The 14,904-nt window shown below is 64.2% G+C and carries 13 protein-coding genes and 1 pseudogene; 8 read left to right on the top strand and 6 right to left on the bottom strand.

Features of this window, described 5'->3' with window-relative positions; translation table 11 throughout:
• Positions 1-14: 14 nt before the first annotated feature.
• Genes LB556_RS13295 through LB556_RS13310 form a run of 4 tightly spaced genes read left to right on the top strand, consistent with a single transcriptional unit; the run spans position 15 to position 3,566 of the window.
• The gene (locus LB556_RS13295; protein ID WP_224567717.1) at positions 15-1,076 is read left to right on the top strand and encodes an ABC transporter permease; all 1,062 of its coding nucleotides are present in this window, start codon (positions 15-17) and stop codon (positions 1,074-1,076) included.
• Positions 1,073-1,993: a nickel transporter permease gene (gene nikC / locus LB556_RS13300; protein WP_224567719.1), complete on the top strand. Its 921-nt coding sequence runs from the start codon at positions 1,073-1,075 to the stop codon at positions 1,991-1,993. The genes LB556_RS13295 and nikC overlap by 4 nt, the downstream gene beginning before the upstream one ends.
• Positions 1,990-2,823 carry an ABC transporter ATP-binding protein gene (locus LB556_RS13305; protein WP_224567720.1) on the top strand — a complete coding sequence of 278 codons (834 nt, stop codon included), beginning with the start codon at positions 1,990-1,992 and terminating at the stop codon, positions 2,821-2,823. Before nikC ends, LB556_RS13305 begins: the two co-directional genes overlap by 4 nt.
• Entirely contained in the window at positions 2,820-3,566 is a 747-nt protein-coding gene (locus tag LB556_RS13310) for an ABC transporter ATP-binding protein (RefSeq protein ID WP_224567721.1), read from the top strand. The genes LB556_RS13305 and LB556_RS13310 overlap by 4 nt, the downstream gene beginning before the upstream one ends.
• A gap of 52 nt (positions 3,567-3,618) precedes the next feature.
• On the opposite strand, the gene LB556_RS13315 is transcribed toward LB556_RS13310, so the two are convergent.
• The 3 genes and pseudogenes from LB556_RS13315 to LB556_RS32000 all read right to left on the bottom strand — a co-directional run bounded on the left by LB556_RS13315 (position 3,619) and on the right by LB556_RS32000 (position 8,929).
• Positions 3,619-6,720 (bottom strand): efflux RND transporter permease subunit, encoded by a 3,102-nt coding sequence (locus tag LB556_RS13315; protein ID WP_224567722.1) that lies wholly within the window; start codon positions 6,718-6,720, stop codon positions 3,619-3,621.
• On the bottom strand, positions 6,717-7,796 hold the full coding sequence (locus tag LB556_RS13320; RefSeq protein WP_224567723.1) for an efflux RND transporter periplasmic adaptor subunit: 1,080 nt from the start codon (positions 7,794-7,796) through the stop codon (positions 6,717-6,719). Before LB556_RS13320 ends, LB556_RS13315 begins: the two co-directional genes overlap by 4 nt.
• Positions 7,793-8,929 (bottom strand): annotated as a pseudogene (locus LB556_RS32000) (efflux RND transporter periplasmic adaptor subunit). Before LB556_RS32000 ends, LB556_RS13320 begins: the two are co-directional and overlap by 4 nt.
• A 240-nt stretch (positions 8,930-9,169) precedes the next feature.
• Here LB556_RS32000 and LB556_RS13335 point away from each other — a divergent pair.
• Positions 9,170-10,447 (top strand): 4-aminobutyrate--2-oxoglutarate transaminase, encoded by a 1,278-nt coding sequence (locus tag LB556_RS13335; protein WP_224567725.1) that lies wholly within the window; start codon positions 9,170-9,172, stop codon positions 10,445-10,447.
• 55 nt (positions 10,448-10,502) lie between these two features.
• Here LB556_RS13335 and LB556_RS13340 read toward each other — a convergent pair whose 3' ends face one another.
• The 3 genes from LB556_RS13340 to LB556_RS13350 are packed head-to-tail and all read right to left on the bottom strand — an operon-like array spanning position 10,503 to position 12,356.
• Complete coding sequence (locus tag LB556_RS13340) at positions 10,503-10,829, bottom strand: type II toxin-antitoxin system RelE/ParE family toxin (RefSeq protein WP_224567726.1); 327 nt, start codon at positions 10,827-10,829, stop codon at positions 10,503-10,505.
• A gap of 5 nt (positions 10,830-10,834) precedes the next feature.
• On the bottom strand, positions 10,835-11,065 hold the full coding sequence (locus tag LB556_RS13345; RefSeq protein WP_318011283.1) for a type II toxin-antitoxin system ParD family antitoxin: 231 nt from the start codon (positions 11,063-11,065) through the stop codon (positions 10,835-10,837).
• A gap of 37 nt (positions 11,066-11,102) precedes the next feature.
• A complete protein-coding gene (locus tag LB556_RS13350) occupies positions 11,103-12,356 on the bottom strand; it encodes an NAD(P)/FAD-dependent oxidoreductase (protein WP_224567728.1) in 1,254 nt (417 codons plus the stop codon).
• 432 nt (positions 12,357-12,788) lie between these two features.
• On the opposite strand from LB556_RS13350, the gene LB556_RS13355 reads away from it, so the two are divergent.
• Genes LB556_RS13355 through bfr form a run of 3 tightly spaced genes read left to right on the top strand, consistent with a single transcriptional unit; the run spans position 12,789 to position 14,896 of the window.
• Positions 12,789-14,078: an imelysin family protein gene (locus LB556_RS13355; RefSeq protein WP_224568106.1), complete on the top strand. Its 1,290-nt coding sequence runs from the start codon at positions 12,789-12,791 to the stop codon at positions 14,076-14,078.
• A 55-nt stretch (positions 14,079-14,133) separates the two neighbouring features.
• Entirely contained in the window at positions 14,134-14,445 is a 312-nt protein-coding gene (locus LB556_RS13360) for a (2Fe-2S)-binding protein (protein ID WP_224567729.1), read from the top strand.
• The gene (gene bfr, locus LB556_RS13365) at positions 14,411-14,896 is read left to right on the top strand and encodes a bacterioferritin (protein WP_224567731.1); all 486 of its coding nucleotides are present in this window, start codon (positions 14,411-14,413) and stop codon (positions 14,894-14,896) included. The genes LB556_RS13360 and bfr overlap by 35 nt, the downstream gene beginning before the upstream one ends.
• Positions 14,897-14,904: the final 8 nt, after the last annotated feature.

Below are 14,904 nucleotides of genomic sequence, written 5' to 3' on the forward strand. Positions count from 1 at the left end.
GACGGACGCGCCGCGTGAGCGCGATTGAAAACGAGAGCGGGCGCGGCAGCGCCCGCGCGGTCGCTATTGCGTCGGCGATCGGCCGCTTCCTGGTCATCGCGGTGACGACCTATCTTGGCCTGCTTGCGGTCACCTTCTTCATTGGCCGTGTCATCCCGATCGATCCGGTGCTGGCGGTGCTCGGCGACCGGGCGCCACTTAATGTCGTCGAGCGCACGCGCCGCGAGATGGGTCTAGACCTGCCTTTGATCGAGCAGTTCTACATCTATGTGAAAAACGCCCTGAACGGTGATTTCGGCACCTCGGTGCTGACCACCAATCCGGTCATGACCGACATCCGCCGCGCGCTTCCGGCAACGACGGAACTGGCCACGCTGGGGACACTGATCGGCGCGTTGTTTGGCGTGCCGCTTGGCGTACTGGCCGCGGTGAAGCGCGGCAGCCTCATCGACCAGATCGTGCGCGTCATCGGCCTGATCGGTTATTCCGTGCCGATCTTCTGGCTTGGCATGCTGGCCCTGGTGCTGTTCTACGCCAAGCTGCAATGGGTCGCGTTCCCCGCCCGGCTCGACGTCGTCTACGAATACACCTTCACGCCGATCACCGGTTTCTACCTGCTCGACTCGGCGATGCAGGGACAGTGGGACGTCTTTTACGACGCCTTCCGGCACATCGTCCTGCCGGCCTCGCTGCTCGGCTATTTCTCGCTCGCCTATATCAGCCGCATGACGCGCTCGTTCATGCTCAATGAACTCGCCCAGGAATATGTCGTCGCCGCGCGCGCCAAGGGCCTGTCGGAAACCCGCATCATCTGGGGCCACGCGCTGCGCAATGCCGCCGTGCCGATGGTGACGGTAATCGCGCTGTCCTATGCCGGGCTGCTCGAAGGCTCGGTGCTGACGGAGACCGTTTTCTCCTGGCCGGGCATCGGCCTCTACATCACCAACTCGCTGCAGAACGCCGACATGAACGCGGTGCTCGGCGGTACCATCGTCATCGGCTCGGTGTTCATAGGCATCAACCTTCTGTCCGACTTGCTTTACCGCCTGCTCGATCCAAGGACGAAATCCGCATGAGCGCCGAGGCGATCCAGAGCCGCCGCGAATGGTTGCTGTCGGAACGGCCGGCGTCGCGCATGCAGGCCAGGCTCGGCCGCGCCTATGTCGCGTGGCGGCGCTTTTCCGCCAATCGGCTGGCCCTTGTCGGTCTGCTCATCATCATCGCGCTCTTGCTCATTGCCGCGCTTGCCGGTGTGCTGGCGCCCTATTCGCCGACCTTCGGCGACCTGAAGAACGCGCGGCTGCTGGCGCCGAGTGCTGAGCATTGGTTCGGCACCGACGACCTTGGCCGCGACATCCTTTCGCGCATCCTCTACGGCTCGCGCTGGACGCTCTATGTGGTCATTCTGGTTGCCATCATCGCGGCTCCCATCGGCCTGCTGGTCGGCACCGTCGCCGGCTATGCCGGCGGCTGGACCGATGCCATCCTGATGCGCATCACCGACATCTTCCTCGCTTTCCCCAAGCTGATCCTGGCGCTGGCCTTCGTCGCGGCCCTCGGCCCTGGCATCGAGAATGCGGTGCTGGCCATCGCCATCACCTCCTGGCCTCCTTATGCTCGAATTGCCCGAGCGGAAACGCTGACCGTGCGCAATTCCGATTACATCAAGGCGGTGCAACTGATGGGCGCCTCGCCCTTCCGCATCGTGCTGCGCCACATCATGCCGCTGTGCATCTCGTCGCTGATCATCCGCGTCACGCTCGACATGGCCGGCATCATCCTCACCGCCGCCGGCCTCGGTTTCCTCGGCCTCGGCGCGCAGCCGCCGCTGCCCGAATGGGGCACCATGATCGCGTCGGGCCGCCGCTTCGTGCTCGACCAATGGTGGGTGGCCGGTGCGCCGGGCTTCGCTATCCTCATCGTCAGCCTCGGCTTCAACTTGCTTGGCGACGGCCTGCGCGACGCGCTCGATCCGCGAAGCGGTGACCAATGAGCGCCCTTCTCGACGTCGAGGATCTGCGCGTCACCTTCCCGACCCGCACCGGGCTGATCGAGGCGGTGCGTGGCGTTTCCTTTTCGCTCGGCCGCGAACGCCTCGGCATCGTCGGTGAGTCCGGCTCGGGCAAGTCGCAGACGGGCCGTGCCATCATGGGCCTGACACCACCGCAGGCGAGGATATCGGCCAACAAATTGACCTTCGACGGCATCGACCTGCTCGGCGTCTCGTCACGCCAACGCCGGGCATTGCGCGGCAACCGCATCGCCATGATCCTGCAGGATCCGAAATACTCGCTCGACCCGGTGATGAGCATCGGCCGCCAGATCGTCGAGACGCTGCGCACGCACGAGACAGTCACCAAGGCCGAGGCGCGGGAGCGGGCGCTGGCCATGCTGGAGGCCGTACAGATCCGTGACCCCAAACGCGTCTTCGATCTGCATCCGCACGAGGTCTCCGGCGGCATGGGCCAGCGCGCCATGATCGCCATGATGCTGATCGCCGGACCGGAAATGCTGATCGCCGACGAGCCGACGTCGGCGCTCGACGTCACCGTGCAGCTCGACGTGCTCGACATCCTGGATAAACTGGTCAGTGAGCGCGGCATGGGGCTGATCTTCATCTCGCACGATCTGCGCCTGGTCTCGTCCTTCTGCGACCGCGTCGTGGTCATGTATGCGGGCAAGGTCGTCGAGCAGTTGAAGGCCTCCGAGCTACGCCATGCCCAGCATCCCTACACGCGCGGCCTGCTCAATTGCATGCCGAGGATCGGCTTCGAGCGCCACCCGCTGCCGGTACTCGAGCGCAAGCCGGAGTGGTCGGCATGACCGCCGCGATCGTCGTCGAGGGGCTGGAAGTGGTCTTCGACCGCTTTCGCGCGCTGAAGGGCGTCAGCCTCGAGGTCAGGGAGGGAGAGTCCTACGGGCTGGTCGGCGAAAGCGGCTCCGGCAAATCGACGCTGCTGAGAGCGATCACCGGCTTGGCGCCGGTCTCCTCGGGCACCATCACCGTCAACGGCAAGAGGCTCGGCAAAAGCCGCGACAGGGCGTTTTACCGCGAGGTGCAGATGGTCTTCCAGGATCCGTACGGCTCGCTGCACCCACGCCAGACCGTCGACCGCCTGCTGCAGGAACCTCTAGCCATCCACGGCTTCGCCGACGGAGAAAGGCGCATCGAACGCGCGCTGGACGAGGTTGGCCTCGGCAAGGGTTTTCGCTTCCGCTACGCGCACCAGCTCTCGGGCGGCCAGCGCCAGCGCGTGGCGATCGCGCGTGCGCTGATCCTCGAACCCTCGATCCTGCTGCTCGACGAGCCGACTTCGGCGCTCGACGCCTCGGTGCAGGCCGAAGTGCTGAACTTGCTCGAAGAGGTGCGGCGGCGGCGCAAGCTCACCTTTCTGATGGTCAGCCACGACCTCGCCATCATCACCCATATGTGCGAGCGGCTGATGGTGATGCAGAACGGCGAGGCGGTGGAGACGCTGACCGCCAGCCAGCTGATCGGCCACCGCGTCGATGCGGACTATACGCGCAATCTGCTCAGGGCGAGCGAGGGGTTTGTGCGGGCCTGACGTTTATCGCCGACCGAGGGGTGGGCGGGAACTCGGCAGTCGAATTTCCGTCTCAAACCGCTCCACCTTCGGGCACCGTTTCCCCTTGTACGCCGTTGCCTTCGGGCTCCCGCTTCGGCTCCTTGATACGGAACCACGTCACATACAGCGCCGGCAGGAACAGCAGCGTGATCGCGGTGCCGGCGATGATGCCGCCCATCATGGCATAGGCCATCGGCCCCCAGAACACTTCGCGGGCGATCGGGATCAGCGCCAGGCTGGCGGCGGCGGCCGTCAGAGCGATCGGCCGCATGCGGTGCTCGGTCGCCTCGATCACGGCGGCCCAGCGATCCTTGCCCTCCCGGACGAGATCCTCGATCTGCACGATCAGGATGACGGAGTTGCGGATCAGGATACCGATCAGCGCCAGCACGCCAAGGATGGCGACGAAGCCTAACGGCGCGCCGCTCGGCACCAGCGCCGCCACCACGCCGATCAGGCCGAGAGGCGCCACCGCCACCACCAGGAACAGGCGCTGGAAGCTCTGCAACTGCACCATCAGGATTGTCGCCATCACGAACAGCATCAACGGCACCACGGCGGCGATCGGTCCCTGGCTTTTGGCGCTCTCCTCGACGGAGCCGGCGGTCTCGACCGAATAGCCAGGCGGCAGCTTGGCGATGAAGGCGTCGACCGACGGCTTGAGTTCGTTGACCACGGTCGCCGGCAGTGCGTCGCCAACCAGCCCGGCGCGCACGGTGATGGTCGGGATGCGGTCGCGCCGCCAAACCGTCGGCTGCTCGAGGTCGTAGCGGAAGTTGGCCACCGCCGCGAGCGGGATCGCCTCGCCGGTGCTGGTCGGCAGCTGCATGTTCTGCAACGTTTCGATCGAGCCACGCTCGGCGTCGCGTGAGCGGGCCACGACATTGATCAAATAGGTGGCGTCGCGCACCTGGGTGATGGTGGAGCCGCCAACCGTGCTGTTCAGCGCGCTGGCGATGTCGGAGGAGGTAATGCCGAGCTGGCGCGCCTTGTCCTGCAGCACGTCGACCCTCAGCACGCGTTGCGGTTCGTTCCAGTCGAAGGTCGGAGCGGCGAGCTTGGGGTTGACGGAAATAATGCCGGCGAATTGTTGCGCCAGTTGGCGCACCGTCTGGATGTCGGGGCCGCCGACGCGGTATTGCACCGGACGCCCGACCGGCGGACCGAGTTCGAGCAGCTTGACGAAGGCGTCGGTGCCGACGAACTCCTCGCGCAGCAGCTTCTCCAGCGCCGGCTTCACCCGGTTGCGCGCCTCGATGCTCTTGGTGACGATCACTGTCTGGCCGAAATAGGGGTTGGCCGGCTGCACGTCATAGGCCAGCACGAAGCGCACCGCGCCCTGGCCGATATAGGACGAGAAATGGTCGATGTCGGGATTGCCGACCAGCGCCCGCTGTTCGAAGCGCTCCATCTGGTCGCGTGTATCGACGATCGACGCGTTCTGCGGCAAGTTCCAGTCGACGACCAGTTCCGGCCGGTCGGATGGCGGGAAGAACTGCTGCTGGACAAGGCCGAAACCGGCGATCGAGGCCGCAAACAACAGCACCGTCACGATGATCGTCAGCCAGCGATGGCGCACCGAGCCGACAAGGACCCTTCGAAACAGCGACGTGAGGCGGCCGGGCTGGTCGTGGTGCTTGGCCTTCATCGTCGCCGGCAGGATGGTGACGCCGAGCAGCGGCGCGAACAGCACCGCCACGATCCATGACACCAGCAGCGATACGGCGATGACGACGAACAGGGTGAAGGTGTATTCGCCTGCCGCGCTCGAGTTGAGGCCGATCGGGATGAAGCCTGCGACCGTTACCAGCGTGCCGGTCAGCATCGGGAAGGCAGTCGAGGTGTAGACATAGGTCGCGGCCTTGCGCAGGCTATCGCCGACCTCCAGTCGCGCCACCATCATCTCCACCGCGATCATGGCGTCGTCGACCAGCAGGCCGAGCGCGATGATCAGCGCACCCAGCGAAATGCGCTGCAGCGATATGCCGAGATATTCCATCACCGTGAAGGTGATGGCCAGCACCAGCGGGATCGACAGCGCCACCACGAAGCCGGCGCGCATGCCGAGGCTGATGAACGACACCGCGAGCACGATGGCCACCGCCTCGAACAAGGCGCGCGTGAAGCCCGACACCGCTTCCTCGACGATGACCGGCTGGTCGGCGACCAGATGCACGCCGACGCCGACCGGCAGGTCGGCCAGCACCTTGTTCATTTCCTCATGCAGGGCCTCGCCGAACTGCAGCAGGTTGGCGTTGGGCTTCATGCCGATGGCGAGTCCGATCGCGTCCTGGCCGTTGAAACGGAACAGCGCCGTCGGCGGATCGACATAGCCGCGCGTGATCGTTGCCACGTCGCTCAGCCGGAAGAAGCGATCGTTGACGCGCAGATTGATGGCGCGAAGGCTTTCTTCCGAAGTGAACTGGCCGCCGACGCGCACGCTGATGCGTTCCGGGCCGGACTGGATGACCCCGGACGGCGTGATGGCGTTCTGCGCCTGCAGGCTGGCCACGATCGCCTGCTGGTTAAGACCAAGCGCCGCGATCTGGCGGGTCGAGAATTCGAGATAGATGGCTTCGTCCTGGGCGCCCACCAGGTCGACCTTGCCGGCATTCGGCACGGTCAGGATTCTTGTTCTGATATCCTCGACATAGTCGCGCAACTGGCGCGGGGTCAGCCCGTCCGCCGTGAAGGCGTAGATGTTGCCGTAGACGTCGCCGAAGCGGTCGTTGAAAAAAGGTCCCTGCACGCCTTGCGGAAACTGCGAGCGGATGTCGTTGACCATATTGCGCACCTGAAGCCAGGTCGGCACGACGTCGCGCGCCTTGGTGGTCGGCTTCAGGTTGACGAAGATGACGGTCTGGCCGGCTGTTGTGAGCGACTTGGTGTAGTCGAGGCTGTCGAGTTCCTCGAGCTTCTTCTCGATGCGGTCGGTCACCTGGCGCACGGTCTCGTTGACCGAGGCGCCTGGCCAGTTGGCCTGGACGATCATCGTCTTGATGGTGAAGGACGGATCTTCCTCGCGGCCGAGATTGAGATAGGAAAATACGCCGGCCAACACGAAGACCAGCATGAAGTACCAGACGAGCGAGCGGTGGTTGAGTGCCCAGTCGGAGAGGTTGAAGCCTTTCATGAGGCCCCTCCCTCGGGCACTTTCACCTTTTGGCCTTCGCTCAGGCTGTGAACGCCCGCGGTGACGACGCGCATGCCGGCCTCGAGCCCTTCGGCAACGGTGAAGGTGCCGCCATTCTTCGACGCGAGCTTGATATCGCGCGCGCTCACGCTCGACGTCCGCGGATCGACGATCCACACCTTGTCGGAACCATCCTTTTCGAGCAGCGCCGAAATGGGCAGCTCGATTGTTGGTACGACCTTGGTGATCCGGGTCGCCGTTACGGTCGACCCCAGCCTGAAGGCCTGCGGCGGATCGGTCAGCGTCAGCTTGACGCGCCGGGTGCGGGTCGAGCCCTCGGCCTGTGGCGCGATTTCGCGCAGCTTGGCCTCCGTCTGGATCGTCGGCAGTGATTGCAGGATGACCTGGAACGGTGTGCCGGCGGTTAGATCGCCGGTCAACTGATCGGGAATATCGACCACCGCCTCGCGCAGGTCCGAGCGCGCCACGGTGACGACAGTCTGGCCGGGCGAAACCGTCTGGCCAACCTCCGCGCCGACCGCGGTGACGACACCGTCAAAATCCGAGAACAGCCTGGCATAACCAAGCTGCTCCTGCGACTTCGCCAGCGAGGCCTTGGCCCGTTCGACACTGGCTTCGGCCGCCTTCCGTGCCTGCTGCGCGGCATCGAAGACGGACTGTGGCGTGTTGGCGGAGGCAAGCAACTGGCGCTGGCGCTCCTCGCTGGCGGCGGCGTTCGCGAATTGCGCCTCGGCGTTGGAGAGTTCCGCCTTGGCTGCTTGCACCGCCAGCTCGAGCGCGGTCGGGTCGAGCGCGGCGATCGTCGTGCCCTTGGTGACGATGTCGCCGACCTTGACGTCGCGCGAGACAACCCGACCAAGCAGGCGGAAGGCAAGATCGGCACTGACCTGCGGCTCGATCGAGCCGGCAAAGCCGAAAGTCTGGGTGGTGCGCGGCTCGACCACCACGGACAGCACCGGCCGGATGATCTCTGGAGGCTTTTCGTCCGACTTCGAGCAGCCGGCGAGCGTGCCAAGCGCGGCAAGGCCAAGCAGGATGGCTGGCAGCCGCTTCATTGCGCCGCTCCCGCTGTCTCGACCGTCTGGCCTGGGCTGAGCAATTGCCCGCCCGCTGTGACGACGCTTTGGCCCACGTCCAGCCCCTTGGCGATGACGACGGTTCCCGAATCGTAAGCCAGCACCTCGACAGGTGTCGCCGTCACCGCCTTGGTCGCGGTATCGACGACCCAGACTGCCGGCTTGCCGGCGCTGGAGGTCAGCGCCTGCCAGGGCAGCAGGATCGCCTTCGCCGGTTTGGCGCCGACCGAGCCGATGACGGCCGCCCCCAGCGGCATGCCGGGCGGCGTGTCGGGAATGGCGACCTTGACCCTTATCGAGCCTGAAGCCGGGTCGACCGCCGGCGAGATTTCGCGCACTTTGCCTGTTGCCCTGACCTGCGGATCGGACAACAGCGTGATCGTCACCGCCGGAGAGGCGGGTGTCCTGGCGACCAGCGTCTCCTGCACATTGAACACCGCGTCGCGGTCGCCATCCTCGGCGATCGTGAAGGCCGTCTGCGCCGCCTGCACCACCTGGCCAGCCTCGACCTGACGGGCGGTGATCACGCCCGGCGCGCCCGCCTTGAGCTCGGTGAAGGACAGGTTCTGCTAGGCATTGGCCAACGCGCTCTGCCCGGCGTCGACGCTGCCTTGCGCCACCTTCAAGGCCTGGTCGGCCGTGTCATAATCGCGCCTGGTGGTGAAGCCCTGGGCAAGCAGCGTCTTCTGCCGCTCGAAAGTGGCTGCGGCTTGGGTCAATTGCGCCCGTGCGGCATCGAGATCGGCCTGCGCCGAACGCAGGTCGGCCTGCTGCTCCTGCGGATCGATGCGGGCAAGCACCGTCCCTTTATCGACATGCTGGCCGACACCGACAAGCCGCTCCGCGACGCGTCCGCCGACCCGGAACGACAGATTGTTCAGCGTGCGCGCCGCGATCACTCCGGTCAGCGAGGTCCTCGGTGCATAATCGGCCATGGCCACCGTTTCGGTGCGCACCATCACGGGCAGCTTTTTTTCCGCCGCCTCCTGCTTCTGGCAGCCCGCGAGCAGCGCCAGGGCCGTGCAGGCGAGAATCGAAGCGGTGGGACAAGACAATCGGCGGGAGGTTTTGAGCGATGACGGCGAGACGGACGAAGTCGCGTTCCTGCTCATGGGCTCCCCTCTGCCGCGGGCCGCTCGTTGATCGCGACACCTCGCGGATAGCTGGAGGATAATCGATCGCCATAAAAAGGAAACCGGTCTCGTACACGTATCGCACGACTGGTTAAGGGGCAGGCATCCGCTGGATGCAGGCCCAATCGCCAGCCAATGGTGCCGACTTGAGGAAAACGTGAAATAAGGTCAGAAGACGTCTGATCAACGAGAACGGGCACCGGCCCGATGAGGGATACCATGAAGAATTCAGCCATTTCCGAACGCAAGAACCAGTCGATTTCACGCGGCGTCGGGATGACCACGCAGATCTACGCCGACCGGGCCGAGAACTCGGAAATCTGGGACGTAGAGGGCCGCCGCTATATCGACTTCTCCTCGGGCATCGCCGTCGTCAACACCGGCCACCGCCACCCCAGGGTGATCGAGGCGGTCAAGGCGCAACTCGACCGCTTTACCCACACCTGCCACCAGGTTGTTCCTTATGAGAGCTATGTGCGGCTGGCCGAGCGGCTGAACGCCATGCTGCCCGGCAAGTTCGAGAAGAAGACCATCTTTGTCACCACCGGCGCCGAGGCGGTCGAGAACGCCATCAAGATCGCCCGCAACGCCACGGGCCGCCAGGCCGTCATCGCCTTTGGCGGCGGCTTCCACGGCCGCACCTTCATGGGCATGGCGCTGACCGGCAAGGTCGTACCCTACAAGGTTGGCTTCGGCGCCATGCCGGGCGACGTCTACCACGTGCCGTTCCCCGTGCAACTGCATGGTGTCTCGGTCGCCGATTCGCTGGCCGCCCTCGACAAGCTGTTCAAGGCCGATGTCGATCCGGCCCGCGTCGCCGCGATCATAATCGAGCCGGTTCAGGGTGAGGGCGGCTTCTACGACGCGCCGCGTGAACTCCTGACCGCGCTGCGCAAGCTCTGCGACCAGCATGGAATGCTTCTGATCGCCGATGAAGTGCAGACCGGCTTTGCCCGCACCGGCAAGATGTTCGCGATGGATCACCATGATGTGGCGGCCGACATCACCACCATGGCCAAGAGCCTGGCCGGCGGCTTTCCGCTGGCGGCCGTCACCGGCCGGGCCGAGATCATGGATGCGCCTGGCCCTGGCGGGCTCGGCGGCACCTATGGCGGCAGCCCGATCGGCGTCGCCGCCGCACATGCGGTTCTCGACGTGATCGAGGACGAAAAGCTGTGCGACCGCGCCAACACGCTGGGTGCGCGGCTGAAGCAGCGTCTGCAGTCGATCCGCGACGACGTGCCCGAGATCGTCGACATCAGGGGGCTTGGCTTCATGAATGCGGTGGAGTTCAACGACGTCAAGAAGGGCCTGCCATCGGCCGAAATCGCCAATGCGGTCAGGCTGAAGGCGCTCGACAAGGGGCTGATCCTGCTGACCTGCGGCGTCTACGGCAACGTCATCCGCTTCCTGGCGCCGATCACCATCCAGGACGAAGTCATGAACGAGGCGCTCGACATCCTCGAAAGCTCGATCCGCGAAGCCTGCGCCGCCTGAGGGGCGGCGCCCATTCCCCTCCTGACGGTTCTACGCCGAGGCCGGTAAACGGCCGTCAGGAGTTCGGGGTCTGCAACCAGGCCGGAATATTCATTCTGGCATGCAGCACGCGCCACACATCGATATGGTCGGTCTGCTCAACATAGAAAATCAGGTATGGATAGCGCTTGAGTTGTACGCTACGCAGGCCGGGCAATCCGATTTCGTAGCCATATCTCAAAGAGCCGGATGCTGGATGGCTGGCTATCAGTTCGTAGGCGCTTTGAAGATCCTCGACATAACCCAGCGCCACACGCGAACCAACTTCGCGTGCAAAATAATCAACGGCCTCCTCGATATCCCGCAGAGCAAGGCTTCGAGGAACAATCGCTTTTGCGGCCACCTAACTTATTGGCCCTGCGCTCGTTTTCGCAGCGCGGCAAAATAGTCGGCGTCGACGGGAGCGCCCGGCGCGGATGATGCGCCCTCGAGAAGCAAACCGCGCAGAAGTTGGCGATCCTGATCATGACGGATCAATTCACGCACATATTCGCTGCTCGTCCCATAGCCCCGATCCGCCACTTGCTGATCGACAAAATGTTTCAAGCTATCCGGCAGTGAGATATTCATGGTGCTCATTCGCGCACGATATAGCGTATGGCAAATATTGGCAATTCTACGCACTGGCCTTTGCAGGCTCCTGGTTCTGAAACGCGGCAAGTGCTGCCTTCAGCCTTTCGGGGCCTAGCGCCACCGTTTCCCGCGTCGGCGAGAAGCCGGCGCCGAGCATCTTGCGGCCAAGCATGTGGTCACCCGGCCGGTTGACGGATTCGATGCCGAGCAGCCGGTCGCCGGCATAGTGGTAGATCGAGAATTTGTTGTCGGGCAGGTCACCCAGCACGACATGGCTGTCGCCGCCGGCGGTCAGGCCGACCATCTGCAGTTTCATGTCGCCAATGTCTGACCAGAACCATGGCACCGCCGAGTAGGCATCGATGTGACCGGTGATGGTCCGCGCGGCGAGCCGCGCCTGGTCGGTGGCGTTCTGCACCGATTCCAGCCGCACGTCGCCGCCGGTGAACCAGTGCCGGTACGAGGCGGCGTCGCCGATGGCCAGAATCTCCGGCACCGAGCTCCGCATCTGGTGATCGACGCGGATGCCGTTGGCTATGGTGAGGCCGGCTGCCTGCGCCAGTTCGACATTCGGCACGGCGCCGATGCCGACAATGACCATACGTGCCGGCAGCCTTTCGCCTGACGAGCTGATCGCAGCCACGACATGGCCGTTTTCGCCTTCGAGCCCTGAAATCGAGGTTCCGGTGAGGATGCGCACACCCGTCGCTTCCAGCCTTTGCTGGACATGGCTCGCCACCACCGGTGCCACGGCACGACCGAGCAGCCGGTCGACCGCCTCCACCACCGTCACGGTGCGGCCGCCCGCCCGCAGCGTCGCGGCGATCTCCAAGCCGATGAAGCCGCCGCCGAGGATGACAACATCTTCGCTCTGCGCGCTCAGCTCCCGGATCAGCCGCGCGTCGGAAAGCGAACGCAGCGACACCACGCCGGACAGGTCCGCCCCAAGCAGCGGCAGGGCGCGCGGGCGCGAGCCGGTCGCCAGGATCAGATGGTCGAAGGCAAGCGCGCCGCCGCCGGCAATTTCGAGACTGTGGCGGCGGGCATCGATGCGCTCGATCCGGATGCCCGGCCGGTAGTCGATGGCGCTGCCGGTGTAGAAGGCCTCGCCTCGAAGCGGTTGCGGCTTGGCCTCGGCATCCTTGATGAAGGTCTTCGACAGCGGCGGCTTGTGGTAGGGCAGTTCGTTCTCGTCACCGACCAGGATCACCGGCCCTTCATAGCCATCCTCGCGCAGACTGGCGGCCGCTTGCACGCCCGCATGACCCGCACCGACAATGACCACGCCGTTCTTCATCGCATTCCGATCCCGATTCGATCCTAGGACGTCCCGCCAAGTGGCAATTGTCTGGCGCCGCCGCAAGAGAGGGTTTGCGGGTCGCACCCGGGATGGCGACTGTCAATCGTACAGCTCGGCCGCAAAGCCGGTGCAGCAGGTGTGTAAAGTTGACTTCTGTAGTTTAGAATAATTCTAAACTATTGTTTAGATTGAGTTTTTCAGCAATTTTCATTGACTTCCGTCGAGCTCGAAGCTTTAAGGGAGCTCGCGCATTGGCGCATCCCTTTGATGTCTGGGCCTTGAACCCGTTCGATTGGAGGCATTTTGGTGTCTTTCTTCCCTGAGCCGCGCGACAGCGCGGCATATCTTGCGGCCGGCGGCATGCACACGGCCTGGTGCCGGCTGCCGCGCGCGCCGTTTGCGGAATTCCCGAGAAACTGGAGAGCGATGATGACGGCACGATATGGCGGCAGGCTTGCGGCGATCGGCGCCACGGCGCTGCTGACGGCAGCGATATTCGTGCTGCCTGCCCAGGCGGAACCCGATGCTCAGGCGGTCATCAAGACTTATGCCGACATCGGGCTTGCCAAGTATGAGGATTCGCTGGCCACGGCGCAGGCGCTCGACAAGGCGGTCGATGCCCTGCTTGCCAACCCGTCGGCGGAAACGCTCAATGCCGCCCGCGACGCCTGGAAGGCATCGCGCGTGCCCTACCAGCAGACCGAGGTCTACCGCTTCGGCAACAAGATCGTCGACGACTGGGAAGGCGAGGTGAATTCCTGGCCGCTCGACGAAGGACTGATCGACTACGTCGCCAAGAGCTACGGTACCGAGTCGGACGCGAATTCGCTCTATACGGCCAATGTGATCGCCAACCAGGAGATCGAGATCAACGGCAAGAAGGTCGATGCGTCGAAGCTTTCGCCGGAATTCCTGTCCGGCACGCTGCAGCAGGCCGGCGGTATCGAGGCCAACGTCGCCACTGGCTATCACGCCATCGAATTCCTGCTCTGGGGCCAGGATCTGCACGGCACCGGCGCGGGCGCTGGTGAGCGCCCCTACACCGACTACGACCTCAAGAACTGTACCGGCGGCAATTGCGACCGCCGCGCGGAGTACCTGAAGTCGGCGACTGGCCTTCTGGTCTCCGACCTGCGGAAGATGGTCAACGACTGGAAGGAAGACGGCGCTGCCCGCAAGAACCTCGTCGATGGCGAGCCGAACACCGCCATCTCGGTCATCTTCACCGGTATGGGCTCGCTGTCCTACGGCGAACTGGCCGGCGAGCGCATGAAGCTTGGCCTGCTGTTGCACGATCCCGAAGAGGAGCAGGACTGCTTCTCCGACAACACTTTCAACTCGCATCTCTATGACGCCGTCGGCATTCGCGCCGCCTACCACGCCAGCTATACCAGGCTCGATGGCACAGTTGTCTCGGGTCCGTCGGTGGCCGATATGGTCAAGGCCGCCGATCCGGCGATCGACAAGGAACTGTCGGACAAGCTCGATGTCACCGTCGCCAAGATGGAAGCGATCAAGGCGCGGGGGGAAACCGGCGAGGCCTATGACCAGCAGATCGCCGAAGGCAACACCGCGGGCAATGCCACCATTCAGGCCGCGATCGACGCGCTGATCGACCAGACCAAGGCGATCGAACGCGCGGTCGGTGCCTTGAAGCTGAACGCCGTTGCCTTCGAAGGCTCCGACAGCCTCGACGCACCCGACAAGGTGTTCAAGTAAGCCTGCCACCCCAGCCAAACGGCGCCGCACCGGCGCCGTCAGCCAGAGCGACGAAATGCTGATCTGCCATTGCAACATCATCACCGAGAAGGAGATCGAGCAGACGATCATCGGCCTGCTGGATCAGGACCCCTGGCAGCTCATCGTGCCGGCAAAGGTCTATCACGCCATGCACAAACGTGGCCGCTGTTGCGGCTGTTTTCCAAATGTGGTCGAAACGATCATTCGGGTCACCGAGAACTACCACGCCCGTTCGCAGGTGAGCGGCGTCGACATCGTTTCACATCTGGATCGCGTCAGAGGCCTGCGCGTCCAATACGGGAGCAGAACCCATGAAAGGCGAACCACAGGTCATCGAGCGGCTTAACGAGGCTCTTTTTCTGGAGCTCGGCGCCGTCAATCAGTATTGGGTGCATTTCCGTCTGCTCGAGGATTGGGGATACGCCAAGCTGGCCAAGAAGGAGCGGGCGGAATCGATCGAGGAGATGCACCACGCCGACAGGCTCGTGGCTCGCATCATCTTCCTTGAAGGCCATCCCAACCTGCAGTCGGTGGCGCCGCTGCGCATAGGCCAGAACGTCAAGGAAGTGCTCGAATCCGACCTCGCCGGCGAATATGACGCGCGCACCGCCTACAAGCGCTCGCGCGAAATCTGCGAGGAAGCGGGCGACTACGTATCGATGAAGCTGTTCGAGGAACTGCTGACCGACGAGGAAGGCCACATCGACTTCCTCGAGACGCAGCTCGACCTGCTGGCCTCGATCGGCGAGGAAAAATACGGCCAGCTCAACGCCGCATCGGCGGACGAGGCGGATTAAGGATATGT

The sequence above is a fragment of the Mesorhizobium sp. ES1-4 genome (assembly GCF_020164745.1).
In the GTDB taxonomy this organism is placed as follows: Bacteria; Pseudomonadota; Alphaproteobacteria; order Rhizobiales; family Rhizobiaceae; genus Mesorhizobium.

What these genes read in the sequence shown, in the direction of transcription:
- bfr (WP_224567731.1), top strand. Translation starts at nt 14,411, where the DNA reads ATGAAAGGCGAACCACAGGTCATCGAGCGGCTTAACGAGGCTCTTTTT.
- LB556_RS13320 (WP_224567723.1), bottom strand. Translation starts at nt 7,796, where the DNA reads ATGAAGCGGCTGCCAGCCATCCTGCTTGGCCTTGCCGCGCTTGGCACG.
- LB556_RS13335 (WP_224567725.1), top strand. Translation starts at nt 9,170, where the DNA reads ATGAAGAATTCAGCCATTTCCGAACGCAAGAACCAGTCGATTTCACGC.
- LB556_RS13315 (WP_224567722.1), bottom strand. Translation starts at nt 6,720, where the DNA reads ATGAAAGGCTTCAACCTCTCCGACTGGGCACTCAACCACCGCTCGCTC.
- LB556_RS13355 (WP_224568106.1), top strand. Translation starts at nt 12,789, where the DNA reads ATGACGGCACGATATGGCGGCAGGCTTGCGGCGATCGGCGCCACGGCG.
- LB556_RS13310 (WP_224567721.1), top strand. Translation starts at nt 2,820, where the DNA reads ATGACCGCCGCGATCGTCGTCGAGGGGCTGGAAGTGGTCTTCGACCGC.
- nikC (WP_224567719.1), top strand. Translation starts at nt 1,073, where the DNA reads ATGAGCGCCGAGGCGATCCAGAGCCGCCGCGAATGGTTGCTGTCGGAA.
- LB556_RS13345 (WP_318011283.1), bottom strand. Translation starts at nt 11,065, where the DNA reads ATGAGCACCATGAATATCTCACTGCCGGATAGCTTGAAACATTTTGTC.
- LB556_RS13350 (WP_224567728.1), bottom strand. Translation starts at nt 12,356, where the DNA reads ATGAAGAACGGCGTGGTCATTGTCGGTGCGGGTCATGCGGGCGTGCAA.
- LB556_RS13360 (WP_224567729.1), top strand. Translation starts at nt 14,134, where the DNA reads ATGCTGATCTGCCATTGCAACATCATCACCGAGAAGGAGATCGAGCAG.
- LB556_RS13305 (WP_224567720.1), top strand. Translation starts at nt 1,990, where the DNA reads ATGAGCGCCCTTCTCGACGTCGAGGATCTGCGCGTCACCTTCCCGACC.